General features: G+C 76.6%; 20 protein-coding genes. 12 read left to right on the top strand and 8 right to left on the bottom strand.

Annotated features, from left to right (window positions below):
- Nucleotides 1–28 precede the first annotated feature (28 nt).
- A complete protein-coding gene (locus ACZ402_RS10765; protein WP_375823664.1) occupies nucleotides 29–883 on the bottom strand; it encodes a UbiA family prenyltransferase in 855 nt (284 codons plus the stop codon).
- 103 nt (nucleotides 884–986) lie between these two features.
- On the opposite strand from ACZ402_RS10765, the gene ACZ402_RS10770 reads away from it, so the two are divergent.
- From ACZ402_RS10770 to ACZ402_RS10785, 4 genes are all read left to right on the top strand, one after another.
- Nucleotides 987–2,123 carry a type III polyketide synthase gene (locus ACZ402_RS10770; RefSeq protein ID WP_375823665.1) on the top strand — a complete coding sequence of 379 codons (1,137 nt, stop codon included), beginning with the start codon at nucleotides 987–989 and terminating at the stop codon, nucleotides 2,121–2,123.
- Nucleotides 2,120–2,665 (top strand): isoprenylcysteine carboxyl methyltransferase family protein, encoded by a 546-nt coding sequence (locus tag ACZ402_RS10775; protein ID WP_375823666.1) that lies wholly within the window; start codon nucleotides 2,120–2,122, stop codon nucleotides 2,663–2,665. The genes ACZ402_RS10770 and ACZ402_RS10775 overlap by 4 nt, the downstream gene beginning before the upstream one ends.
- Nucleotides 2,662–3,753: an NAD(P)/FAD-dependent oxidoreductase gene (locus tag ACZ402_RS10780; protein ID WP_375823667.1), complete on the top strand. Its 1,092-nt coding sequence runs from the start codon at nucleotides 2,662–2,664 to the stop codon at nucleotides 3,751–3,753. Before ACZ402_RS10775 ends, ACZ402_RS10780 begins: the two co-directional genes overlap by 4 nt.
- 87 nt (nucleotides 3,754–3,840) lie before the next feature.
- A complete protein-coding gene (locus ACZ402_RS10785; protein WP_375823668.1) occupies nucleotides 3,841–4,203 on the top strand; it encodes an ACT domain-containing protein in 363 nt (120 codons plus the stop codon).
- A 58-nt stretch (nucleotides 4,204–4,261) separates the two neighbouring features.
- Here the strand turns inward: ACZ402_RS10785 and ACZ402_RS10790 are convergent, their stop codons facing one another.
- Genes ACZ402_RS10790 through ACZ402_RS10810 form a run of 5 tightly spaced genes read right to left on the bottom strand, consistent with a single transcriptional unit; the run spans nucleotide 4,262 to nucleotide 12,794 of the window.
- On the bottom strand, nucleotides 4,262–4,972 hold the full coding sequence (locus ACZ402_RS10790; protein WP_375823669.1) for a GNAT family N-acetyltransferase: 711 nt from the start codon (nucleotides 4,970–4,972) through the stop codon (nucleotides 4,262–4,264).
- The gene (locus tag ACZ402_RS10795) at nucleotides 4,969–7,269 is read right to left on the bottom strand and encodes a penicillin acylase family protein (protein WP_375823670.1); all 2,301 of its coding nucleotides are present in this window, start codon (nucleotides 7,267–7,269) and stop codon (nucleotides 4,969–4,971) included. Before ACZ402_RS10795 ends, ACZ402_RS10790 begins: the two co-directional genes overlap by 4 nt.
- 1 nt (nucleotide 7,270) lies before the next feature.
- The gene (locus tag ACZ402_RS10800) at nucleotides 7,271–9,748 is read right to left on the bottom strand and encodes a GNAT family N-acetyltransferase (RefSeq protein ID WP_375823671.1); all 2,478 of its coding nucleotides are present in this window, start codon (nucleotides 9,746–9,748) and stop codon (nucleotides 7,271–7,273) included.
- The gene (locus tag ACZ402_RS10805) at nucleotides 9,745–11,232 is read right to left on the bottom strand and encodes a lysine N(6)-hydroxylase/L-ornithine N(5)-oxygenase family protein (protein WP_375823672.1); all 1,488 of its coding nucleotides are present in this window, start codon (nucleotides 11,230–11,232) and stop codon (nucleotides 9,745–9,747) included. The genes ACZ402_RS10800 and ACZ402_RS10805 overlap by 4 nt, the downstream gene beginning before the upstream one ends.
- Nucleotides 11,229–12,794, bottom strand: coding sequence for a pyridoxal phosphate-dependent decarboxylase family protein (locus ACZ402_RS10810; protein WP_375823673.1), 1,566 nt, complete (start codon nucleotides 12,792–12,794; stop codon nucleotides 11,229–11,231). The genes ACZ402_RS10805 and ACZ402_RS10810 overlap by 4 nt, the downstream gene beginning before the upstream one ends.
- Nucleotides 12,795–12,979: 185 nt before the next feature.
- On the opposite strand from ACZ402_RS10810, the gene ACZ402_RS10815 reads away from it, so the two are divergent.
- The 5 genes from ACZ402_RS10815 to ACZ402_RS10835 all read left to right on the top strand — a co-directional run bounded on the left by ACZ402_RS10815 (nucleotide 12,980) and on the right by ACZ402_RS10835 (nucleotide 19,658).
- Nucleotides 12,980–14,656, top strand: a complete 1,677-nt coding sequence (locus tag ACZ402_RS10815) for an NAD(P)/FAD-dependent oxidoreductase (protein ID WP_375823674.1) — start codon at nucleotides 12,980–12,982, stop codon at nucleotides 14,654–14,656.
- Nucleotides 14,657–14,707: 51 nt separating this feature from the next.
- Nucleotides 14,708–16,231, top strand: a complete 1,524-nt coding sequence (locus ACZ402_RS10820) for an ATP-binding protein (RefSeq protein WP_375823675.1) — start codon at nucleotides 14,708–14,710, stop codon at nucleotides 16,229–16,231.
- A complete protein-coding gene (locus tag ACZ402_RS10825; RefSeq protein ID WP_375823676.1) occupies nucleotides 16,228–17,544 on the top strand; it encodes a low temperature requirement protein A in 1,317 nt (438 codons plus the stop codon). The genes ACZ402_RS10820 and ACZ402_RS10825 overlap by 4 nt, the downstream gene beginning before the upstream one ends.
- A 303-nt stretch (nucleotides 17,545–17,847) precedes the next feature.
- Complete coding sequence (locus tag ACZ402_RS10830) at nucleotides 17,848–18,321, top strand: HNH endonuclease (protein WP_264030521.1); 474 nt, start codon at nucleotides 17,848–17,850, stop codon at nucleotides 18,319–18,321.
- Between the two features lie 197 nt (nucleotides 18,322–18,518).
- Nucleotides 18,519–19,658, top strand: a complete 1,140-nt coding sequence (locus ACZ402_RS10835; RefSeq protein ID WP_375823677.1) for an endonuclease/exonuclease/phosphatase family protein — start codon at nucleotides 18,519–18,521, stop codon at nucleotides 19,656–19,658.
- On the opposite strand, the gene ACZ402_RS10840 is transcribed toward ACZ402_RS10835, so the two are convergent.
- Complete coding sequence (locus ACZ402_RS10840) at nucleotides 19,634–20,353, bottom strand: nucleoside/nucleotide kinase family protein (protein ID WP_375823678.1); 720 nt, start codon at nucleotides 20,351–20,353, stop codon at nucleotides 19,634–19,636. The two genes, ACZ402_RS10835 and ACZ402_RS10840, sit on opposite strands and share 25 nt — an antisense overlap.
- A gap of 139 nt (nucleotides 20,354–20,492) precedes the next feature.
- Here ACZ402_RS10840 and ACZ402_RS10845 point away from each other — a divergent pair, with 139 nt between their 5' ends.
- Entirely contained in the window at nucleotides 20,493–21,065 is a 573-nt protein-coding gene (locus ACZ402_RS10845) for a dihydrofolate reductase family protein (protein WP_375823679.1), read from the top strand.
- Nucleotides 21,066–21,083: 18 nt separating this feature from the next.
- Here the strand turns inward: ACZ402_RS10845 and ACZ402_RS10850 are convergent, their stop codons facing one another.
- Nucleotides 21,084–21,869, bottom strand: a complete 786-nt coding sequence (locus ACZ402_RS10850) for a helix-turn-helix domain-containing protein (RefSeq protein ID WP_375823680.1) — start codon at nucleotides 21,867–21,869, stop codon at nucleotides 21,084–21,086.
- 172 nt (nucleotides 21,870–22,041) lie between these two features.
- Here ACZ402_RS10850 and ACZ402_RS10855 point away from each other — a divergent pair, with 172 nt between their 5' ends.
- Nucleotides 22,042–23,085, top strand: a complete 1,044-nt coding sequence (locus tag ACZ402_RS10855; protein ID WP_375823681.1) for an ABC transporter substrate-binding protein — start codon at nucleotides 22,042–22,044, stop codon at nucleotides 23,083–23,085.
- Entirely contained in the window at nucleotides 23,085–24,860 is a 1,776-nt protein-coding gene (locus ACZ402_RS10860; protein ID WP_375823682.1) for a siderophore-interacting protein, read from the top strand. Before ACZ402_RS10855 ends, ACZ402_RS10860 begins: the two co-directional genes overlap by 1 nt.
- The last annotated feature ends 21 nt before the right edge of the window (nucleotides 24,861–24,881 follow it).

Below are 24,881 nucleotides of genomic sequence, written 5' to 3' on the forward strand. Positions count from 1 at the left end.
TCGCGCCGGCCGACTCTCCGTCGCCCGCTCAGCCCGGGAGGACGACGGCGGGCGCCGCGAGCACGAGCAGCACGACGCACACGCCCGCGACCGCCATCGACAGCGCGAACGGGGCCCGGCTGCGAGGCCGCAGCACGCCCACGACCCCGGCAGCGACCGCGAGCCCGACGGCGGCCCCGCCCAGCCCCGCACGAGCGGCGTCGGGCGCGCCGGGCGGTGCGAGCACGACGAGCACCGAGGCGCCGCCCAGCAGCACGGGCGCGAGCACGCCGCTCGCGCGCCGCCCGAGCCGGTGCGGCAGGCCGCGGACCCCGGTCGCGGCGTCGTCCTCGAGGTCGGGCAGCGTGTTCGCGACGTGCGCGCCCACGCCCAGCAGCGCCGCAGCCGCCACCGCCCAGGGCGCCGGCCGAGCGTCCCCGGGCGCGGCGAGCACGACGAACACCGCGAGCAGGCCGAAGGAGAGCGCGTACGGCGCCCATGACCACCACGTCGCCTTGAGCAGCGCGTTGTACGACCACGCGCTCGCGACCGCGACGACGTGCACCAGCCCCGGCACCACGCCCGTCGCGAACGACAGCACCACGCACGCGCCGAGTGCCGCGAGCGCCGCCGTGCGCAGGGCCGCGGGCGTGACGAGACCGGTCACGACGGGCTTGTCGGCACGCCCGACCGCGAGGTCGCGCCGCGCGTCGAGCCAGTCGTTGCTCCACCCGACCGAGAGCTGCCCGGCGAGGACCGCGAGCGCGACGAGCGTCGTCGTGCGGGCGCCCGCACCGATCCCGGCCGAGAGCGCGAGCGCGAACGCGGTGACCATCACGGTCGGCGGGAAGTGGCTCGCCACGACCAGCCCCCGCACGAGCCCCCGCGACCGCCTCGACGCCATGGCCGCAACGTAGCGCCCCGGACGCTCGCGCGCCTGGGCCCGCGACGGGCCTGCTCGTGCTCGCCCCCGCGCGGGCGGGGCGGGCCGGTGGGACGATGCGGGCATGTCGCGCGTCGTCGCCGTCGGGACCTCGCTGCCCGACCATGCGTACCGCCAGGACGAGATCTCCCGGGTCACGAGCGAGCTGCTCACGGACGACCCGGTACGGCGTGCGGTCACGCGCCGCCTGCACGCCCACGCGGGCGTGGAGACCCGTCATCTCGCGCTGCCGGTCGAGGACTACGGCGGGCTGTCGTTCGGGTCGGCCAACGACACGTTCCTCGCGCTCGGCACGGACCTCGCGGAGCGCGCCTGCCGGGCCGCCCTCGACGACGCGGGGCTGCGCGCGGACGAGGTGGACCACGTCGTCCTGACGACCGTCACGGGCGTCGGCGCGCCCACTCTCGACGTGCTGGTCGCCGCCCGGCTGGGCCTGCGCACCGACGTGCGGCGCACGCCGTCGTTCGGGTGGGGGTGCGCCGGGGGCGCGGCGGGCCTGGCGCGCGCGGACGACCTGCTGCGGGGACGCCCGCGCGACGTCGCGCTCCTCGTGGCGGTCGAGCTGTGCTCGCTGACGCTGCAGCGCGGCGACCCGTCGACGGCGAACCTCGTCGCGTCCGGCCTCTTCGGCGACGGCGCGGCGGCGGCGGCCCTCGTGGGCGACGAGCACCCGCTCGCGCGACGCCCCGGCCCGTACGGACGGGCCGCGCACGACGGCGGCCGGGCGCGCGGGGCGCGCGTCGTCGACTCCCGCTCCCACCTGCACCCGGGCACGACGGGCGACCTCGGGTGGCGCGTGGGCGACACGGGGTTCGAGATCGTGCTGTCCGCGCGGCTGCCGGAGCTCATCGGCGCGCACCTGCTCGGCGACGTGAAGGCGCTCCTCGCCGAGCACGACCTCGAGCCGGCCGACGTCGGCGCGTGGGTCGTGCACGCGGGCGGCCCGCGCGTCCTGGACGCGGTGCGCGACGCGCTCGGCCTCGCCGAGGAGGACCTCGCGCTCAGCCGCGCGTCCCTGCGCGACGTCGGGAACCTGTCGTCCGCGTCCGTGCTGCACGTCCTCGCCGCGACCCTCGCGCGCCCCGCCGTCGAGCCCGGCACGCCCGCCGTGCTCATGGCGTTCGGGCCCGGCGTGAGCACCGAGCTCGTGCTCCTGCGCCTCGACGGTCGCGGGGCGCCCCGCGCGGGGGCGGGCGGATGAGCCTCACCTGGTACGTCGCGCTCGTCGGCGCCACGGCGGTCGAACGCCTCGCGGAGCTGGTCGTGTCGGCGCACAACGCGCGCTGGTCCTTCGCCCGCGGCGGCGTCGAGTCGGGCCGGGGGCACTTCCCCGCCATGGTCGCCCTGCACACCGGGCTGCTGCTCGCGTGCGTCGCCGAGGCGTGGCTCGCGGACCGCCCCTTCCTGCCCTGGCTGGGCTGGCCCATGCTCGCCCTCGTGCTCGCGAGCCAGGGGCTGCGCTGGTGGTGCATCGCGACGCTCGGGCCGCGGTGGAACACGCGCGTCATCGTCGTGCCCGGCCTTCCCCTCGTGGCACGCGGTCCGTACCGGTGGCTGCGCCACCCCAACTACGTCGCGGTCGTCGTCGAGGGCGTCGCCCTGCCGCTCGTGCACTCGTGCTGGGTCACGGCGCTCGCGTTCACCGTCCTCAACGCCGTGCTGCTGGCCCGGTTCCGCATCCCGGCCGAGGAGCGCGCGCTCGTCCTCGCCACCGCGGGCGGGCCCCGCCCGGCGTCGCCGTGACGCCCGCGCGCACCGACGTGCTCGTCGTCGGCGGCGGGCCCGTCGGGCTCGCCGCCGCGCTGCACGCCCGCCGCGCCGGGCACGACGTCGTCGTGGTCGACCGTCGCGCGGGCGTCATCGACAAGGCGTGCGGCGAGGGCCTGCTGCCCGGCGCGCTCGCCGCGGTGCTGGCGCTCGGCGTCGACCCGCCCGGGCACCCGCTCGCCGGCATCAGCTACCGCGACGCGACCCGCCACGCCGACCACCCGTTCGCGGCCGGGCCGGGCCGTGGGGTGCGCCGCACGGCCCTGCACGCGGCCCTGCGCGAGCGCGCGCTCGCGGAGGGCGTCGCGATCGAGCACGCGACCCTGCGCGCGCTGCGCCAGGACGAGCGCGGGGTGGAGGTCACGCTCGACGCCGCACGCGACGACGGCGGGGCGCGCTCGGTCGTGCGCGCCGGCTGGGTGCTCGGCTGCGACGGGCTCCACTCCACCGTCCGGCGCCTCACCGGGCTCGACGCCCCCCCGCGCGGGCGCGCCCGGTTCGGACTGCGCACCCACTACTCCGTCGCCCCCTGGAGCGACCTCGTCGAGGTGCACTGGGCCCCGCACGCCGAGGCGTACGTGACCCCGGTGGGGCCCGACGTCGTCGGCGTCGCCGTGCTCACCCACCGCGCCCGCGCGAGCCGGGAGACGGGCTCCGGCCCGGACAGCGGCGCCGCCGCCGGGCTGGACGCCTTTCCCGGGCTCGCGCAGCACCTGCGCGGCGCACCGGTGCTGGGGCGCGTGCGCGGTGCCGGGCCGCTGCGCCAGCAGGCCCGACGGCGCACGGCCGGGCGGGTGCGCCTCGTCGGCGACGCGTCCGGGTACGTCGACGCGCTCACGGGCGAGGGCGTGCGCGTCGGGCTCGCCCAGGCCGACGCCGTCGTGCGCCACCTGGAGGACGCCGCGGCCTACGAGCGGGCGTGGGTCCGCGCGACGCGCGACTACCGCGTCCTGACCGCAGGGCTGCTCGCCTGGGCTGGCAGCCCCGCCCGCGGCGCGATCGTGCCCGCCGCGAGCGCCGCCCCGTGGCTGTACGGGGCGGTCGTCGAGCGCCTCGCCCGCTGACCGCTGCTCTCGCCCCCGGACCGTGTCGCGCCCGGGCACCCGCGGTGAGCCGACGTCGTGTGGGTGCGGGCGGCTACCGTGCCGCCCATGACCTCGCTCGACATGCACGTCGTCCCCGACCGCTTCCTCCTCGCCCACGTCCCCGGCGCCACGTTCCCCGAGGACGACGAGTGGGTCGCGCTCGTGCGCGCCCCCGAGGGCCTGACGGTCGTGCGGCACGCGTCGCCCTTCGACGACGCCGAGCGGTGGGCGGGGTTCTACGGCTCGGCGCACGACCTGGCGACGACCGGGGTGCTCGCCTCCGTCGTCGGGCCGCTCGCCGACGCGGGCATCGCCGTCTTCGTCGCCTCGACGTTCCACGCGGACCTCGTGCTCGTGCCCGAGGACCAGCTCGACCGGGCCACGCGCGCCCTGCGCGACGCCGGGCACGCCGTCGCCGGCCCCCGCTGAGGCGCGCACGGGCCGATGCCCTGCCCGGCCTGACGGAGGGTGCGTCCCGCGCGGGACGTCAGTCGCGCGCGACCGCCGCGGCGGCGTCGAGGAGATCGCGGGCCCGTTCGCGCGTGAGGAACGCCAGGACCGCGTCCTTCTCGCCCACGCGCACCCGGTCGGCGACCTCGAAGCCGAGCGCGCGCACCCGGGCGTGGGCGCGCTCGTTCGCGGCGTCGGGCTCGACGACGAGGCGGTCCACGCGCGGGTCGGCGAAGCAGAACCCGACGAGCAGCGGGCCGACCGCGCCCCACAGGTCCGCGCCCCGGGGGCCCCGCGCCCCGAGCAGGAAGTGCGCCCCCGCGTCGCCGGGCCGCGCCGCGTACGCGTCCCCGACCGGGTCGTGCTCCGGCTCGTACGTCTGCAGCAGCGCCACGGGGTTCTCGTCCCACCGCACGAGGAACGCGTGGTGCGTGGGCAGCGAACCGACGTACGCGTACAGGTCGCGCAGCTCGGCCCGGGAGAGCTCGGCCAGACCCCAGAAGCGTGCCCGCGGCTGGGTCACCCAGTCGTGCAGCACGTCCAGGTCGGCGTCGGGGTCGAGCACGCGCAGCGTCAGGCGACCGCCGCCCGGGGCGTCGTGCGTCAGCAGGAGCTCGCCGGGCGCCCCCGTCCGCAACCGTCCGCTCCCCGCGGGAGCGACGGCACCAGCGGGCGCGGGGAGGTCGGCCTCGCCGGGCGGTCCGGTCGGCACCTCGGGGCGGCTCGCGGTCGTCGCGGGGGTGGTCATCGGCTCTCCTCGTGGCGCAGCAGGGTCCAGTCGGTCACGACGGGCACGGTCTGGGCGGCCGCCCACGCCGCGAGCTGGTCGGTGAAGTGCGGCGAGCGGGGATCCCCGCTCGCGCCGAACGGCACGCCCCAGCGGCTCGCGTCGCGGTCGGCCAGGTCCCACGCCCAGCGCGCGACCGACCCGCGCACGCACACGTCGCTGATCCCGGGCACGCTCGCGGTGCAGCGCACGGTGTCCGTGTCGCCGCCGAGCGGCAGCGGCGGCACGCGCGGCACCGCGGCACCCGGGACGTCGAGCAGCACGTGCCGGCCGAGCACGCGGTGGCCGTCGCCCCACACCGGCACGGTCCTCGTGCGGTCAGGGTCCGGCAGACCCCGGACCGGCCCCAGGGGGCCGTCGTCGTGCGCGCCCACGGGATCGTGCGCGACCTCCCGCAGCGCGGCCCACGCCTCGCCCGTCCCGTCGATCCCCAGCCACGCGGCACCGAGCAGCGCCGGCAGCGCGTCCGCGACGCGCGCCGTGACCGACAGCCACGGCGCGAAGACGGTGTCGAGCCGGGTGTCGAGCCCGTGCGGCGAGCGCAGGGGCGCCAGGGCGGGGTGCTCGGCCACCCGGCGCACGAGCGCCGCACGCCACGCGGCGAACAGGGCCGCGTCCGCGCTGTCCGCGTCCATGCGGCGGTCCCACGCGCGCAGGCGGCGGGCCGCGCGCGCCGACGCGAGGTCGCCACCGTCCGCCGAGCCGGACGCGTCCTCGACGCCCGGAGACCTGACGCCCGGCGGCGCGCCGAGCCAGCGCAGCAGGTCGTCCGCGCCGCCGAGCAGCGTGTCCGCGTGCACCCGGGCCTGGTCCGCGGCCGTCGCGTCGTCTCCCGCGGCGTCGAGCAGCGCACGGATCCGCCGCGCGCGGTGGGGCGGCGCGTAGGTGTGGCCCAGGTCGATCTCCGGACGTCCGGGGCGCTCGTTCGCGTCGACCGCGACGTCCTCGACGACCACGGGAGCGGGCGGCACGACCCACGGCCGGGCGCGCGCGGCGTCGGACCACGCGGGCAGCGGCAGGGCACGCTCGCCGCGGTCCCGGCGGGGCACGCGGCCGGCGGTGACCGACAGCACCGTGTCGCGGTCCGCCGCGAGGACGCGGTCCACCGGGTCCACCCACGTCGCGAACGCGTCCGTGACGTCGCGCGCCGAGCGGGCGCGCAGCAGCCGCCGCCACGCGGCGACCCCGAGGTCGGCGTCGACGCGCGCGGGCAGCCGGACCGCGAACGTGCGGTCGGGATCGTCCGGCCCGCCCGTCACGACGACCCCGCGCGCCGTCTCGACCGTCTCCACCCGGTGCTCCACGGGCCCTCCCGCGGCACGCACGCGCACCGTGGCGACGACGACGTCCGCGGGCTCGTGCCCGTCCGGTCCCAGCGCCTCCACCCCGCCGTCGGCGCTCCGGCGCAGGCGTTCGGCGACGACGTCGACGTGGTGCGCCATGGCGTTCGTCACGCCCCAGGCCGCGGCGCCGGCGTGGCCGAAGTGCGGCAGGCCGGGCACGCCCGGGAACGCCAGGCCGACGACGTCGTAGTCGTCACACGCGAGGCGCACCTGCTGGTAGACGCCCGGCAGCTCGAGGAGACGGTGCGGGTCGCCCGCGAGCAGCGGCGCCCCGCTCCGCGTGCGCGCGCCCGCGAGCGCCCACGCGTTCGACCCCGAGCCGGGACCGCCGTCGACGGCGAGCAGGTCGAGGACCTCGGCGAGCGGCACGTCGGGCGCGGACCGGGCGACGGCGGCGCCGAGCGTGCGGGCGACGTGGTCGCGCCACAGCACGTGCGGGAAGCCGGAGAAGAGCACGTGCGCGACGAGGAACACGCCGAGCGGCGCCCACGCGGGCCACGGCTCGTGCGGCGGCAGGTCGCCCCCACCGGGCCATCCCGGGTCGGCGAGGGCGTGCAGCTCGGGCACGTCGCGCCCGCGCTCCAGGCCCTCGTTCACGCCGACGGTGTACGCGTCGACCCAGGCGCGGTCGTCGTCCGCGAGCGCCGCGTAGGCGCGGCGCGCGGTGTCGGCGAGGCGCACGCGGTGGGCGAACCGGTCCCACACCAGTCCGGGCTCGCCGATGCGCTCGGCGAGGCGGCCCTCGGCGCGCCACCGGTCGACCTCGATCTGCCAGCCGCGGTCGAGCGCGGTGACGTACCCCTGGCCGCGCGCGAGCGCGAGCTCGTCGGCGGCGCGCACGTGCGGGACGCCCCACGCGTCGCGGTGCACGGCGAACCCGCCGGGCGGGACCTCCGGCACTCCCGTGGCGACCACGTCAGGCGTCCCGCGCGGCGGGGTTGGCGAGCGTCCCCGCGTACAGGAGCGACGCGGACTGGTCGGCGAGGTCGACCATCTGGAGCGTGTTGCGCAGCTGGAGCCGGTTGAGGCACGAGTGCGCGAACCGTGGGGCTCGCAGGTCGACGCCGCTGCGCAGGTCGGGGTGGTCGGCGCGGTGAGCGTCGAGGCACTCGGCGGCGAGGCGCCAGAACCGGTCCTCGGGCAGCACGCCGTCCCCGGCGAGGATCGCGGCGAGGTGGCGCAGGACGCCGTCGTACACGTCGGTGAAGATCGCGAGCGCCTTCTCCTCGTCGTCGACGACGGCGCGCACGCGCTCGACCCCGGGCGGGAGCGGCGCGTCGCCGAGGACCGCGATCTCCTCGCCGACGTCCTTCATGACGGCCCGGACGACGACGTGGTCGCGCAGGACGAGGATGAGGTTCTCCCCGTGCGGCATGAACGCGAGGTCGTGCGCGAGCAGCGCGTGGGCCAGGGGCCGCAGGTAGGCGTCGAGGTAGGCGCGCACCCAGTCGGCGGGGTCGAGCCCGGAGGCCCGGACGAGCGCGGTCGCGTGGGCGGCGCCGTCGGGGTCGCGGTGCAGGAGCGAGGCCATGGTGGCCAGGCGCTCCCCGGGCGCGGTGCGCGGCACGGGGCTCTCACGCCACAGGGCCGCGAGCATCTTGCGGTGCGGGGACGGGGTCGTGGTGCGGTGGTAGACGTCGCCGGTGTACCCGATCGAGGCGAGCTCGCGCAGCACGGTGAAGCCGCGGCCGCCGAGCTCGGGGTCGGCGGCGACGAGGTCGGCCACCCAGTCGTTGATCGCGGGGGTGTCGCGCATGTAGGCGGGCGAGAGCCCGCGCAGGAACCCCATGTTCTGGATCGCGAGCGCGACCTTGACGTAGTGGCGGCCGGGCCGGGTGAGGTTGAACAGCGTGCGGATCGACTGCTGCGGCTGGTACTCGTCGGCGCCCTGCCCGACCGGCACGAGGTCGCCGCGCGCGACGTCCGCGGCGAACGTGATGGGCACGCGGTGCTCCCACTGCCACGGGTGCACGGGCAGGTAGAGGTAGTCGGCCCCGTCGAGGCCGCGCGCGGCGAGCCGGTCCGCGAACGCGGCGCGCTCGTCGTCGGACAGCTCGCCCGCGTAGTGCGACGCCTCGTCGAGCCCGGCGCCGAGCGCGAGGTGCGTGTGCTCGCGCCGCGCGGCGAGCCACACGAGGCGCACGCGCCCGCCGTTCTCGGGCGCGTACGCCCGGTACTCCGCGAGGCCGAACCCGATGCGCCCGTTGTTCGCGACGAACCCCGGGTGCCCCTCGGTCATGGCCGCCTCGACCTCCTGGAAGGAGGCGCCCAGCAGGTCGACGGCGCTCGGACCGCCGGTGCGCTCGTAGCGCTCGGTCTTGGCGGTCGCGCTCGCGAGCGTCGAGGACACCTCCTCGAGGTACGTGGCGAGCAGGTCGTCGGGGATGTCGAGGTCGGGCTGGAGCTCGACGACGAGGTCGAGCGCGTCCACCGGCAGGTCGCGCCGCGCGCCCGACTCCCCCGGCGCGTCCCCGGACACGGCGGTCCGCCGGATCGACGCCTCGTCGAGCACCCAGTGCTCGAGCGCGTAGCGGCGCGCGACGAACCGGTACTCGACGGCGCCGCCCGCGACGGGCAGCACGTACTCGCCCGGGCCGTTCGCCTCGACCGGCCCGAGCACAGCGCGCGGCGCGAGCAGGCGCTCGTGCGTGAGCTCGGCGATCGCCTTGGCGACGAGGTGGCGGTGCGCGCGGTCGGCCAGGTCGGGCCGCAGGTGCGGGGCGAGGTCCACGCCGTCGCCCAGCGGGCTCGCGTCCAGGTCGGCGCGGGTCGCGACCGCGAGGTGCGCCGTCTTGCCCGGCAGCTCGAGCTCGCGCAGCACGCGGAACCCGGCCGCGGCGTTCTTCGCCGCGATCGCGGCGTTGCGCACGTCGGGCTCGACGACGACACGCCGCGCCCCGCGCCCGGCGGGGTCGAGGCAGAAGCGCACGGCGGCGCCCATCACCGCGGACGTGAGACCGCTGCGCGCGGGTCCGGCCGGCGGCGCGACGAGGAGGTGCATCCCCACGTCGCCCGGCTCCAGCAGCGCGACGGCGGCGGGGACGCCGGCGAGCGTGACGCGCGCCGGGTCGTAGGTCTCGACGAGGAACGCGGGCTCGCCGTCGACGCGGCCGAGCCACGCGTCCTGGTGCGGGTCGGCGGTCACCTCGCCGAGGTAGGCGCGCACGCCGTCCACGTCGAGGTGGCCCAGCTGCCAGAACGCGGAGCGCGGGTGGGCGAGCCAGCCCTGCACGAGCGCGGCGTCGCGCGCCGGGTCGACGACGTCGAGCGAGACGTCCGCACGGCCCGCGCCGAGGCGGACCCGCACGGCGAACGCAGGGTCCGTGGTCGCGGCCGGAGCGCGGTCGCCCGTCGGGGCCGCGGACGACGGCGGGGTGGTGGTCACCGTGCTCATCGGGCCTCCCCTCCTGCGCGCTCGCCGGCGGGCACGGGCGCGCCCGCAGGGGGCGTGGTGGGAGACGTGACCGCGTCGGCGGGCAGGCCGAACGTCTGGAAGGCGATCCGCTCCTCCACCGGGTACACCTCGCGCCCCGTGACGGTGCGCAGCACCACCGCGTTCCGCCACGCGGCGAACCCGAGGTCCGGCGCGGTGATGCCGTGCGTGTGCTCCTCGCCGTTGAGCACGTGCACGCGGCGCGCGTCGTCGACCGTGTAGTCGCGCGCGACGTCGAACCGGCCGAGCTCGTCGAACCGGAGCAGGTGGCGCACGGGGTCGAGGAACGCGGGCACCGCCGCGGCGTAGCCCGTCGCGGCGACGAGGGCGCGCGTGCGGCGCTCGACCTCGACGCCAAGCTGGGCGTGGCGCAGGCGCAGCACGTACTCCCCCGCCGCACCGGCCCCCGGCTCGTAGCGCGCGGCCACGACCTCGGTGTCCGTGAGCAGCGTCGTCGGCACCGGGCGGTCCAGGCTCAGCCGGTACAGGGCGTCGTAGATCTCGTCCACGAGGTCGCCGCTGATCCCCTTGTACAGACCGCGCTGCTCGCGACCGAGGAGCTGGCGCAGCTCGAGCGGCAGCGCGTGGAAGTGGTCGGTGTACTCCGGCGACGTCATCTCGAGCGTGAGCTTCGTGTACTCCATGGGGAAGAAGCGCGGCGAGCGCGTCACCCAGTCGAGGCGGTACCCGGGGCGCCGCGCGTCGCCGTGCACGCCGTCGAGCAGGTCGCGGTACACCTCGGCGGCCGACTGGCCGCTGCCGACGACCGTGACCGACCCGGAGGCGGCGAGCGCGTCGCGGTGCGGCAGGTACTGCGCGCTGTGCACGAGCGGCCCGGCGCCCGGGTGCTCGCCGCGCGTGACCTCGTCCGCGAGCGCCCGCAGCGCGGGCGGCAGCACCGGGGCGGTGCCGACGCCGAGCACGAGGTGGCGACCCCGGTGCTCCTCGGTGCCCGTCACGGCGCCGTCCGCGCCGAGGACCTCGGCCCGCACGACGAACGCGTCGGCCCCCGGGTCGTGCTCGACGGCGACGACCCGCCGCGACCAGCGCAGCGAGCCCAGGCGGGCCGCGGCCCAGCGGCAGTACGCGTCGTACTCGGCGCGCAGCGGGTAGAACGACTCGCGGATGTAGAACGGGTAGAGCCGGCCCGTCGCCTTGAGGAACGCGAGGAACGAGTACGGCGACGTGGGGTCGGCCATCGTGACGAGGTCGGCGAGGAACGGGACCTGGATCGTCGCGCCCTCGATCATCATCCCCGGGTGCCAGCGGAACTCCGGCGCGGCGTCGAGGAACACGGCGTCCACGTCGTCGAGGGGCGCGGACAGCGCGGCGAGGCCGAGGTTGAACGGCCCGATCCCCACGCCGACGACGTCGCGCACGCGGGCAGGGTCGTGGGTCGGGACGTCGTGGGTCGGGTGCGAGGCCAGAGCCGTGGCGCCGGTCATCGGGCGACCGCCCCGGCCGTCGCGAGCGAGGCCACGAGGTCCGCGGCGTGCTCGTCGTCCTCGTCCCCCAGCAGCGCGTCGCGCTCGACGAGCGCCTGCGCGGTCGTGCGCACGAGGTCGAGCACGCGGCGCACGTCCGCGAGCGTCACGGTCGGGTTGAGGAGGGTGAGCTTGAGGCACGGGACGCCGTCGAGCACGGTCTTGGCGACGACCGCGCGCCCGGACTCGAACAGCACGCGCCGCACGAGCGGCACGAGCCGGTCGGCGTGCTCCGCGGGCAGGCCGGGCGGCTCGTAGCGGAACAGGACCGTGGACAGGTCGGTGCGGCCGAGCACGCGCAGGTCGGGGTCGTCCGCGAGGTCGGCGTGCACCGCAGTGGCGAGGTCGCAGACCGCGTCGACCATCGCGCCGACGCCGTCGGGCCCGAGCGCGCGCAGCGTCGCCCAGAGCTTGAGCGCGTCGAAGCGCCGGGTCGTCTGCAGCGACACGTCGACCTGGTTCGGCTCGGCGTTCTCGCGCGGGTTGAGGTAGTCCGCGTGGTGGGCGACGCGCTCCAGGTCGGCGCGGTCGGACACGATGAGCGCGCTCGCGGACACGGGCTGGAAGAACGCCTTGTGGTAGTCGACCGTCACCGACCGCGAGCGCTCGATCCCGTCGAGCAGGTGCCGGCGCGTCCGTGACACGAGCAGCCCGCACCCGTACGCGGCGTCGACGTGCAGCCACACGTCGGTCGCGTCGCACACGTCCGCGACGGCCGCGAGCGGGTCGACGCAGCCGCGGTCGGTCGTGCCGGCGGTCGCGACGACCGCCATGACGAGGTCGCCTGCGGCGCGCACCGCGCCGACCGCGGCCGCGAGCGCCGTGGGGTCGAGGCGGCCGTCGGCGTCGGCCGCGACGTGGACGACGGCGTCGTCGGCCAGGCCGAGCAGGAGCGCGGACCGGGCGATGCTGAAGTGGCTCGACGCCGCGGCGAGGACCCGCAGGCGCGGCAGCACGGCCGCGCGGCCGGGCCCGCCCGCGCGGGCCGCGCGCTCGACGGCGCGTTCCCGGGCGAGGAAGAGCGCGTGCAGGTTGGACTGCGTGCCCCCGGAGGTGAGCACCCCGTCGCCCGCGGCGAACCCGACCCGGCGCGCGGTCCACGCCAGGACTCGGCGCTCCATGAGGGTCGCCACGGTCGACTGGTCGTAGGTGTCGACGGAGGTGTTGATCGCCGCGAGCATCGCCTCGGCGCCGACGGCGGGCAGCGCGACCGGGCAGTTGAGGTGGGCGGCGTACGCGGGGTCGTGGAACCACACCGCGTGCGTGGCGTACAGGTCGGCGGCCTCGCGCAGCGCCGCGTCGGTGCCGACGCCGGGTGCGTCGAGGTCGACGCCGTCCACGAGCGCCGCGAGCTGCGCACGGCTCGCGCCCGACCAGGGCTGCGTCACCGCGGCGACGCGCGCGGCCACGTCGTCGACGACGCCGTGCAGGGTGCTCGCGTAGTCGCCCGCGGTCGCGCCCGTGAGCAGGGCCGGGGCGGTCAAGGTACCGTGCGCGGGCGCGACGGATCGTGCTGAGAGCATGGCGAGGCTCCAGGTACGGGGAGAGGACCGCCGCGGATCGCGACGAGGCAACCTGAGGTTTGCCTTGCCTAACCTAGCGCAGCGGGACGGGCCGTCAAGAGTGACCTGCGCCACGCCGCCGTGGACGCGGGACCGTGACGGCGGGAGGATGGCACTCGCCCGTCCGTGGCTCCCGAGGAGGCCGTGTGGAACCCACCGCCGCGACGACCCGCCCCGCCATCGTCACCGTGGACGACGACCCCGGGGTCTCGCGCGCGGTCGCGCGCGACCTGCGCCGCCGCTACGGCGACCGGTACCGGATCGTGCGCGCCGAGTCGGGGGCGGAGACGCTCGCGGCGCTGCGCGAGCTCGCGCTGCGGGGCGAGGACGTGGCGGTCGTGCTCGCCGACCACCGCATGCCCGGCATGACGGGCGTCGAGCTGCTCGAGCAGGCGATGGACCTGTTCCCCGCCGCCCGGCGCGTCCTGCTCACCGCCTACGCGGACACCGAGGCCGCGATCGAGGCGATCAACGTCGTCGACCTCGACTACTACCTGCTCAAGCCGTGGGACCCGCCCGAGGAGAAGCTCTACCCGGTCGTGGACGCCCAGCTCGAGGCGTGGTCCGTCACCGACCGACGCCGACCCGCCGAGACCGTCGTCGTCGGGCACCGGTGGTCGGCGCGCTCGTCGCAGGTGCGCGAGTTCCTCGCGCGCAACCGCGTGCCCTACCGCTGGTACCCGTCGGAGTCCGCCGAGGGCGCGCGGCTGCTCACCGCGGCGCAGACCGACGGCGATCTCCTCCCTCTCGTGGTCACGCCCGAGGGCGAGGCGCTCGTCGCGCCCGACGATGCCACGCTCGCCGAGCGGGTCGGCCTCGCCACGCGGCCCACGGCCGACTTCTACGACCTCGTCGTCGTGGGCGGCGGGCCCGCGGGGCTCAGCGCGGCGCTGTACGGGGCGTCGGAGGGGCTGCGCACGGTGCTCGTCGAGCGCACCGCGACCGGCGGCCAGGCCGGGCAGAGCTCGCGCATCGACAACTACCTCGGGTTCCCCGACGGGATCTCGGGCGCGCAGCTCGCCGAGCGCGCGCGGCGGCAGGCGGTGCGGTTCGGGGCGGAGATCGTCACGACTCGCGACGCGATCGAGCTCGACGTCGACGGGCCCGCGCGCAGCGTCCGCTTCCCCGACGGGTCGTCGATCGACGCCCACACGGTCATCCTCGCCTCCGGCGTGTCCTACCGGCTGCTCGACGGGCCGGGGCTCGAGGACCTCGTCGGGCGCGGCGTGTTCTACGGGTCGGCGCTCACCGAGGCCACGGCGTGCCACGGCCAGGAGGTGTACGTCGTCGGCGGCGCCAACTCCGCGGGGCAGGCGGCGCTCTACCTGGCCCGCGAGGCCAAACGGGTCACCCTCGTGGTCCGGGGCGACGCGCTCGCGCGGTCCATGTCCTCCTACCTCGTCGAGCAGGTCGAGGCGCACCCGCGCGTGCGCGTCCTGACCCGCACGGAGGTCGTCTCGGCGTCGGGCGACGGCCACCTGGAGCGCCTCGAGCTGCGCGACGTCGGCACCGGCGCGACCACGCGCGTCGAGTGCGGGTGGGCGTTCGTGTTCATCGGCGCCGCGCCCCGCACCGACTGGCTCGACGGCGTCGTCGTGCGCGACCCGCGCGGGTACGTCCTCGCCGGCCCCGACCTGCTGCGCGACGGCGTCCCGCCCGCCGGGTGGACGCTCGACCGCCCGCCCTACCACCTCGAGACGTCGGTGCCCGGCGTGTTCGCCGCCGGCGACGTGCGCGCGGAGTCCGCCAAGCGCGTCGCGTCCGCCGTGGGCGAGGGTGCCATGGCCGTCATGCTCGTGCACCGCTACCTCGAACAGCTCTGACCGTCCTGTCCCGCGCGACACAGCCCCGACCCGAACTCCGGAGGCGACACCGTGACCAGCACCGAGGACCCCACCACCACCCCGCCCGCCGAGGGCGCCCCCGGCGGCCCCACCTCGACCGGCGCCGTCCACGGGTGGCTGCCGTGCGACGTCGACGAGCTCCGCGCCACGTTCCTGTTCGAGCACCTCACCGACGACCAGCTCGCGTGGCTGTGCGCCACCGGCCACGTCGAGCGGCACGACGCGGGCTGGCTGTTTCACGAGGGCACGCCCGCCGAGGCGTTCTACGTCCTGCTCGACGGCGGCGTCGCGCTCTACCGGCGCGTCGGCGAGGACGAGGTCGAGGTGTCGCGCACCCACCAGGTCGGCGTGTACATGGGGGCGTGGAACGCCTACCTCGGCGACCGGCTCCCGCAGACCTACCTGCACTCGGCGCGCGCCCTGGAGCCCTCGCGCCTCTTCGTGCTGGAGGCGCACGACTTCGCCAAGCTCATGACCGAGTGGTTCCCCATGGCGGTGCACCTGCTGGAGGGCGTCTTCTGGGGCACGCGCGACGCGCAGCAGCTCGTCGGGCAGCGCGAGCGCCTCCTCGCCCTCGGCTCGCTCTCGGCCGGCCTCACGCACGAGCTCAACAACCCGGCCGCCGCAGCGGTGCGCGCGACCGGGACCCTGCGCGAGCGCGTCGCCGCAATGCGGCACAAGCTCGCGCTCATCGCCGACGGCCCCTACGACCGCGCCACCCTCGCCGAGCTCATCCGGCTCCAGGAGGAGGCGCTCGAGCGCTACGCCGACACCCGGACCGCGGACGCCGTCGGCGCGCTGGAGACGTCCGACCTCGAGGACCGCCTCACGGACTGGCTCGACGACCACGGCCTCCCGGAGGGCTGGCGCGTGTCGCCAGCGCTCGTCCAGGCCGGGATCGACGAGCCCTGGCTCGACCGCGTCGCCGAGCGCGTGGACGCCGGAGCGCTCACCGGGGCCGTGAGCTGGCTCGCGTACACGATCGAGACCGAGCAGCTCATGGCCGAGATCGAGGACGCCACCGTACGCATCTCCACCCTCGTCGGCGCCGCGCGCCAGTACTCCCAGCTCGACCGGGCGCCGTTCCGGCCCGTCGACCTGCACGAGCTGCTCGACTCCACGCTGACGATGCTCGACCACGCGCTCGCGGGCGTCGAGGTCGTGCGCCGCTACGCCGTCGACCTCCCGCCCGTGCCCGTCTACGCGGCCGAGCTCAACCAGGTGTGGACCAACCTCGTCGAGAACGCCGCGCAGGCGATGGGCGGGGCCGGCACCCTGACGGTCACGACGCGCCGCGTCGACGACCGCGCCGAGGTCGAGATCGCCGACACCGGGCCCGGCATCCCCGACGACGTGCGCCCCCGCATCTTCGAACCCTTCTTCACGACCAAGCCCGTCGGGCAGGGCACCGGGCTCGGGCTCGACATCTCGTGGCGGATCGTCGTCAACAAGCACCACGGCGACCTCACGGTGACGTCCGTGCCCGGCGACACGCGGTTCGTCGTGCACCTGCCCCTGGAACCCGCGCAGACCCCGCAGGCCCCGCAGCCGTGACGACGCCCGCCCCCGCCGCGGGGACGTCGCCCGTCGGCGAGGAGCGCCACGCGTCGTGGCTCGAGCTCTTCTTCGACCTCGTCGTCGTCGCGGGCATCGGGATGCTCGCCCACCTGCTGCAGGAGGACCACGACCGCGGCGGGCTCGCGCTCTACGTCATCGCCTACACCGCGTTCTGGCTCGTGTGGGCGTGCTTCACCACGTACGGCAACGTCGCGGGCGAGGGCGCCCGGGCGCTGCCGATCCTCGCCGGGATGGCGGCGCTCGCCGTGATGATCGCCGCCGTCCCCGGCATCCACGACGAGCACGCGCAGGCCTTCGCGGTCGCGTACGTCGTGGGCCGGCTCGTCGCCGCGCGACCGTGGCGCCGCACGACCGTCGTCGTCGACCTGCCGGTGGTGCAGGCGCTGACGGGGGTCGTGCCCTGGATCGTGTCGTGGTGGTTCGACGGGCAGACGCGGTACACGCTCTGGGCGGTCGGCCTCGCGATCGACCTCATCCTGCTCCTCACCCTCTCGGGCGAGCGCCTCGTGCGGCGCGCGCAGGAGCGCCTCGACGAGGTCCGCGAGCGCCGGGGTCGCGGACCGGGTGCCCGGCGCGACCGTCCGGGGCGCGGCGACCGGGAACGCCCGCTGGAGGGGTCCGCGCGGCGCACGGCCGGGCGGACCGGACGGGGCGGACGGCGGGGCGCGGACGCCGTCGAGGTGCCGACGAGGGTCGACGCGGCCGTGACCGACGTCCCGCACCTCGGGGAGCGGCTGGGACTCTTCGTCATCATCGTGCTCGGCGAGGGCCTCATCCAGGCGATCGACGCCGCGAGCGGGGCCGAGTGGGACCGGACGCTGCTCGTGGCGGGCGCGGGGGCGTTCACGCTGCTCGTCGCCCTGTGGGCGCTCACGGTGCGGTCGGGCTACGCGGGCGTCACGTTGCTGCGCCCTGCGGGGGTGCCGCCACGGTCGGCGTGGTTCCTGCACCTGGTGACGACCGGCGCCCTGGCCACTCTCGCGGGCGCGCTCGGAGGCGTCCTGGACGAGCCCGCGCGGGCGCTCGACCCGGGCGAGCTCGCGCTGCTCGTCGGCGCGTTCGCCGTGCACGGGCTGGTGTCCGCCGGGGTGCACGCCGTGCTGCGCGACGCGCGCACCGCCGTCGCGCTCGCCGTGCCCGTCGTCGTCGCCGGTGCGGTCGCGTGGCTCGCCGGCGGCATGATCTCGGCCGCGGGGCTGGTCTGGGTGCTGTCGGGCGCGCTGCTCGTCCAGCTCGCCCTCGCCGGGCGGCCCCGCGCGGCGAGCGCCCCGGCCGGGGCCGACGCCTGACGCCGGCGACGACCTGCCGGGTCAAAACCGTGGACGTCGGGCGGTCGCGGGCATAGCCTCGTGGCGTCCGGTCGAACCCGCCCGGACGCACGATCATGACGACCGGTGAAGGGGAGGTGGACCCGCGTGCTGCACCAGTGGTCCACCGACCCGTCCCGAAGGGCGCTCCTCAGGTAGACGACGTACGTCGTCCACCTGCAGAGCCGTCCTGGGGCACCGTCCTGGGGCGGCTCTCGTCGTCCACCCCAGGTCACGCCCCACCGCGCGGCCGCCACGGCCACCGACACGACAGGAGGCGCGACGATGAGCGAGGTGGTCATCTACAACCTCGGCGGCAGCCAGGAGATCGGCCGCGTGTCGTTGCGCCACGCCATCCGCATGCTGCACCGGCGCGTCGCCGAGGTCCTCGAGGCCGTCGAGGGCGAGACGTTCGGCCCGTACCAGCGGCCGCGGTCGGTCGCGCTCGTGCGGTACGTGCACACCCGGTGGGTGTACGAGCGCCAGGGCCGCGTGCCGTACTCGCGGGCGGCGCTGCTGCGCCGCGACCGGTACCGCTGCGCGTACTGCGGCGGGACCGCGACGACCATGGACCACGTGGTGCCGCGGTGCCAGGGCGGGACGACGACATGGCTCAACGCGGTCGCGGCGTGCGAGCCGTGCAACGCCGCCAAGGGCGGCCGCACGCCCGAGCAGGCGGGCCTGCGGATGCTCAGACGCCCGTTCGAGCCCGCGTTCCGCGACATCTACCCGTCGGCGCCCGCCCCGCGCAGACGCTGACGGGTCCGTCGACCGGTCCTCCGGTCGGCTCCCCAGGCCGCCCGGCCGGTGGCGGTGACACCGGCCGGGCTTCCCCTCCCGTCCACCGACCGCCGCGCCCCGAGGTCCCGGACCGGGCGTCGTCTCCCTCCCTCCTCGTAGAGCCGGTCCGCGTCTCGCACCCACCCCGGGTCCCGGACCGCGCGAGGGAGACCACGATGGCGAGGTTCCGGATCGGGACGTTCAACGTCGAGAACCTGTTCGAGCGTCCGCGCGCGATGGCGGGCCCGCTCACGGGCGGCAACGCCGTCCTGGCCGCCCACGCCCGGGTCAATGCGCTCCTCGCCGAGGAGCAGTACGGGCCGGGCGTGCGGGCGGAGATCCTGCAGCACCTGGAGACCCTCGGCCTGCTGCGCTCGGACGCCGCCGCGCTCGCGGTGCTGCGCCAGGTCCGGGGGCGGCTCGTGCGCCGCACCGGCTCGCAGGCGGCGGGCACGGCGCGCACCGAGGTCGTGGCGACGGGTCGCGGCGACTGGGTCGGCTGGGTGGACCTGGTCAAGGACCGGGTCGACGAGCTCGCCATGACGCACACCGCCCGGGTCGTGGCGGACGTCGACGCCGACGTGCTGGCCGTGGTCGAGGCCGAGAGCCGGGTCGCGCTCAAGCACTTCACGGACGCGGGCGTCGTCACGCCGTCCGGGCGCCCCGTCTACCCGCACGTCATGGTCATCGACGGCAACGACGACCGCGGCATCGACGTCGGGCTGCTCACGACGCGGCCGTACCGGATCGGGACCGTCCGCTCGCACGTCGACGACCGCGACTCGCGCGGGCGCCTGGTGTTCGGCCGCGACTGCCCGGAGTACGTCGTCGAGCTGCCCGGCGGCGGCACGCTCACCGTGCTCGTCAACCACTTCAAGTCCAAGGGCTACGGCACGCAGGCCGAGTCCGACGCGACCCGCCGCCGGCAGGCGACCCGCACGGCCGCGATCTACGCGGGCCTGCGCGCCCGCGGGGAGGAGAACGTCGTGGTCGTGGGCGACCTCAACGACACGCCGTCGTCCACCCCGCTGCGCCCGCTGCTGGAGCGGACCGACCTGCGCGACGTCAGCGAGCACCCGGCGTTCCGCGGCGACGGCCGGCCGGGCACCTACGGCAACGGGACCGCGAGCCAGAAGATCGACTACGTCTTGCTGTCCCCCGCGCTGTTCGAGCGCACCGTCGGCGGGTCCGTGTTCCGCCGGGGCGTGTGGGGTGGCAAGAACGGCACCCTGTTCCCCCACTACGACACCATGACGTCGGCGACGCACGCGGCGTCCGACCACGCCGCCCTCTACGCGGACGTGGACCTCGCCTGAGGGGCGAGGGCGATCGCCCCGGACACGACGAGGTCGGCGCGCGACCGCGTCGACTCGACGAGGAGCGCGTTGCGCCCGTCGACCTCGGCGGCCCAGGCGGTCGCGGCCTCGACCGTGCGGCCGTGGCGGGTGTGCCGGTCGACGAGCCGGCGCGCGCGCTCGGCGTCGCCGGTGCTGCAGAACCACGCCTCGTCGAGCAGGTCGCGCACCCGGCCCCACGGCTCCTGCGGCACCAGGAGGTAGTTCCCCTCGACCACGACGACCGCGTGCGACGGCTCGACGGCGATCTCACCGGCCACGGGCTCGTCGACCTCGCGGTGGAACGACGGCGCGTACACGGTGCGGTCGCGCTCCGCGCGCACCCGGCGCAGCAGGGCGACGAAGCCGGCGCCGTCGAACGTGTCGAGCGCGCCCTTGCGGTCATGGCGGCCGAGCCGGTCGAGCGTCGCGTTCGCGAGGTGGAACCCGTCCATCGGGAGGTGCACGGCCTCCGGTCCGATCGCCTCCACGAGCCGGGTCGCGAGCGTCGTCTTGCCGGCGCCGGGGCTGCCCGCGATCCCGACGACGACGCGCCCGCCGCCCGACCGCTCGCGGAGAGCGCGCACGCGCGCCGGGAGCACGGCCGGGTCCGCGACCTCGGCGGACGGCTGCGCGTCTCCGGGCACGAGGTCCACGGCATCCTTCTCGACGGTCATGCCCCCAGTGTCCCGTGCCCACGGCTCGAGTCGTGGTTCGTGGGTCGTGGTGGTGGGTCGGCCATGCCGGGACCGATGAGTCGGCGGCGCGGGCAGGGTCTCACCCCACGACCCAGGATCTCGAACCCAGGAGGACGGCATGGCCACGGTGGTCGCGGGAGCAGCGGTGTCGCTGGACGGCTACGTCCAGGACGCCGACGGAAGCATCGAGGCGCTGTACGCGGACTTCGAGGAGCTGCAGCGCAGCGCGTACCTGCGGGCGCTCCAGGAGCAGACGGGCGCCGTCCTCATGGGCCGGCGCACGTACGACATGGCCCCGGACCCGGACGGCTACGCGGACGGCTACGAGTTCCAGGTGCCGATCTTCGTCGTCACGCACACGCCCCCGGCCGTCGCCCCGAAGCGCAACGAGCGGCTGTGGGTCACGTTCGTCACGGACGGCGTCGAGTCGGCGGTCCGGCAGGCCCGCGACGCCGCGGGCGAGCGCGACGTGACGTTCATCGGAGGCGCCGACCTCTTCCACCAGCTCCTCGCCGCGGGGCTCGTCGACGAGCTCGCCGTCGAGGTCATGCCGGTCCTGCTCGGGGGCGGCGTGCGCCTGTTCGACGGCGACGCGCCGGCGGTGCTGGAGAAGGTGCGCGTCGAGGAGGTCGGGGCGCGGACCGCGCTGCGCTACCGGGTCGTCAGGACGGCCCCGACCGGGCAGGAGTAGGCCCGGCGCGGGGCACCGTCAGGCGCTCGCCGCCACGACCCGCGCGCTCGCGGCCTCGCCGTGCGGGGCCGCGAGCGCCGCGACCGGGTCGCGCGCGAGGTCGGCGACGGGCAGCCCGGTCTCCCGGCTCAGGGCACGCAGCAGTCCGGCCCGGGTGGCGTACCCGGCGGCACGCGCGGCGGCGTCGAGGTGCGAGCCGCCGCGCAGCCGCGCGATCGCGACGTTGAGGTGCGCCCGCGTGCGCCAGCGACCGAACGCGAGCCCGGTCTCCTCGACGAAGAGCCGCTGGACGTGCCGCGCGCTGGCGCGGCGCCGGTCGGCGAGCTCGTCGAGCGTCGCCACGCCCCGGCGGGCCTCCTCCGCCACGGCCCGCGCGACGGGGTGCACGGGCAGCCGCAGGACGAAGTAGTCGCCCGCGAGGCCGCGCAGGACGTCCTCGAGGGCGGCGCGGAAGGGCGCGACCTGCGCGGGCGTCGCCGGGGCCGCGCACAGCACCGCCGTGAGGACGGTGGTCAGCGCGGGCACGACGCCGAGGCGGTGGACGCGCGCGGGCGGCTCGATCCCCGGGGACAGCACGGGACCGAGCGCCATGGAGTCGCCGGGCAGGCGCATCGCGTGCGGGACGCGCGGGGCGAGCCAGAGGTTCTCGTGCGTGCGCAGGGTCAGGGGCGTGCCGTCCACGACGAGCTCCGCGGTGCCGGCGACGACGTGCACGAGGTGCGGCTCGTCGTGGGCGTGGGTGTCGTGCCCGAGGAAGCGGACGGAGTGCTCGGGGACGACGGCGCCCAGCGCGGTCGGCGTCATGCGCGCTCCTCTCCCCCGGGCCCGGCTGGCCCGGGCCGGTGTGTCGTGTCCGGGACGGGCCGTGTCACGTTCGGACGCGGTTCGTCGCTCAGGTGTGGTTAGCCTAACCTCGCGAGGAGCGCCCCGGTACGCCGTGCGGCCCCCGCGTCCCTGCTGCCGAGTGTGAGGTTCCATGCTGTCGTCACGCCGTCCCGCCCGCCGTCCGCTCGCCGCACTGGCCGCCATCGCCGCCGCCGCGTCGCTCGCCCTGGCGGGCTGCTCCGCCGGGACGACGCCGTCCGGCTCCGGTGCCGAGCCGTCCGCCGACCCCGGGTCGACCGCGTCCGAGACCGCCGCCGAGCGGGTCGTGACGACCGACCAGGGTGACGTCACCGTCCCGACCGACCCGCAGCGCGTCGTCGTGCTCAACCACGCCCTGGCGGGCTACCTGTACGAGCTCGACGTCCCCGTGCTCGCGACGGTGCCCGAGGTGACGGACGACCCGGACCCGAAGTTCTCGCCGTTCTGGGAGGACCAGGCCGAGGCGGACGGCACCGAGCTCATCGAGTGGAGCGCCGACGGCTTCAACCTCGAGGCGATCCTCGCCCTGGAGCCCGACCTCATCGTGGGCGGCGGGTGGGGCTTCCCGCTCAAGCAGGCCACCGACGTCTACGACGGCCTGAGCCAGATCGCCCCGACGGTGCTCGTGAGCGGCACGTACACGACGTGGCAGGAGCAGTTCGAGTTCCTCGCCGTCGACGTGTTCGACGACACCGAGCGGTTCGACGAGCTGACCGCGGGGTACGACGAGCGCCTCGCCCAGGTCGGCGAGTCCATCACCGTCCCCGCGGGCGAGACGGCGTTCCTCGCGCTCACGTCCGAGGGCAAGACGTTCGCGCTCAACGAGGGCGAGGGCCTGCCCGCGATCTTCGAGCGGCTCGGGTTCGCGGTCCAGCCGATCCAGGCGCAGACGGGCGCCGAGCCGTACACGCCGGGCGGCGACATGTTCGAGGTGTCGGCCGAGCAGGTGACGTCCGTGGTCACGGCGCCGAACGTGTTCGTCATCGGCTTCAACGGCGCAGAGATCGACGTCGACGCGCTCGCCGCCGACCCGGTGTACGCGGTCCTGCCGTCGTTCTCCGCGGGCCACGCGTACGAGCTGCCGACGTGGACCATCCGCGGCGACTACCACGAGGCCATGGGGCTCCTCGACGTCGTCGAGGAGCAGTTCTCCTGATGGCCCAGCACCGCCTGCGCACGCACCCGCTGGTGCTGCGGCGCGTCGAGGTGGCGCGCGTCGTCGACGTGACGCCCCGGATGCGCCGCGTGACCCTCGTCGGGCCCGAGCTCGGGGCGTTCGAGCGCGACGGCCTGCCGATGCCCGCGTTCGACGCGCCGTGGTTCGACGACCACGTGAAGATCGTCCTCGCGTCCGACGGCGACGTCGCGTCCGCGCTGCCCGTGCAGCGCGCGCACGGGATCGACTGGCCGGCCGCGCCGAACCGGCAGGGCCGCGACTACACGCCGCGCCGCTGGGACGCGGCGGCAGGCGAGCTCGACCTCGACCTCGTGCTGCACGGCAACGGCCCGGCCGCGGCGTGGGCGCAGACGGCGCGCCCGGGCAGCGAGCTGTGGTTCGTCGGGCCCAAGGCGTCGACCGTCTGGCCCGACGACGTCGACTGGGCGCTGCTCGCCGGCGACGAGACGGCGCTGCCCGCGATCGGGCGCTTCCTCGACGAGCGGCCGGTCGACGTCCCCGTCCAGGTCGTCGTGACGATCGGAGACGAGTCCGCACGCCAGGACCTGGCGCTGCGCGCGGGCGACACCGTGCGGTGGGTCGTCGCGCCGGAGGGCGACCGCACCGCGCTCGACGAGGCTGTGCGCGCCCTGGAGTGGTGGCCCGGCCAGGTCTACGCGTGGGCGGCGAGCGAGAGCCGCGCGCTCCTGCCGGTGCGGCGCTACCTGACGCGCGAGCGCGCCGTGCCGCGCACCCACGTCGACGTCACGGGCTACTGGCACGCCGAGCCGGCGCCCTCCCCGGCACCCGCTCAGGGGCCGACGGCCGAGGCGGAGCCTCAGCCCACGGGGGTCCCGTCTCCCGTGCCGTGGTTCGCGACCCGCGCCGCGCTGCAGCTCGGCCTGCTCGACGAGCTCGCCGCGGGGCCGCGCGACCTCGCGGCCCTCGCCGGGGCGGCGCAGCTCGCGCCGGGCGCGGTGCGCGCCCTCGCGGACGTGCTCGCGGCGTCGGGCGTGGTGACGCTCGACGGAGACACGGTCGCCCTGGGCGACGCGGGCGAGGACCTCCTCGACGACGAGCACGAGCGTGAGGAGTACGAGGGGCTGGAGGCGGACGCGATCCTGGCGCTCGCGGTGCTCGCCCCCGCGCTCCGCGACGGCGTCCCGGCGTGGTCGCGCTCGCGCGGCCGGACGCTGCGCGCCGAGGTCGAGACCGACGCCGCGCGCGCCGCGGAGGTCGTCGAGGGCGCCGACGTGCTCCCGTACGTGCTCACGGGGCTCGCCACCTGGCCGGTGTGGGCGGCCGCGCGGTCCGTCGCGCTCGGCGGACCCGGCGCGCTCGTCGTCGCCGACCTGCTCGTCGAGGTCCCCGGCGAGCGCACGACGACGCTCGTCGAGGACGCCGTCCCGCTCGCGGTCCTGCGCGAGCAGGCGGGGTCCGGCACGGCGCACGCCGCGGCCGCGGCCTGGCCGGTCGCCGACGTCGCCGTGTGCGCGCTCGGGGCCGGCCACCGCACCGACGACGAGGTCGTCGACCTCCTCGCCGCGATGCGCGCCGCGGCCCCGCGCGCCGTCCTCGTCGAGGACTTCACGCCCGACGGGCTCAGCCCCCACGCGCGCGAGCACGCGCTGCTCTCCCTGGCCACGACCGGGGCCGCGCCGCGCACGCCCGACGACGTCGCACGCCTCGCCGAGCGCGCGGGCTGGCGCGTGGAACGGCACGAGGCGCTCGGCTGGGGCGTCGAACGGGTCGAGCTCGCGGCCCGCGACGCCTGAGGTCGGTCGTCCTCGTCGGGC

It is taken from the genome of Cellulosimicrobium sp. NPDC030954 (assembly GCF_055571305.1).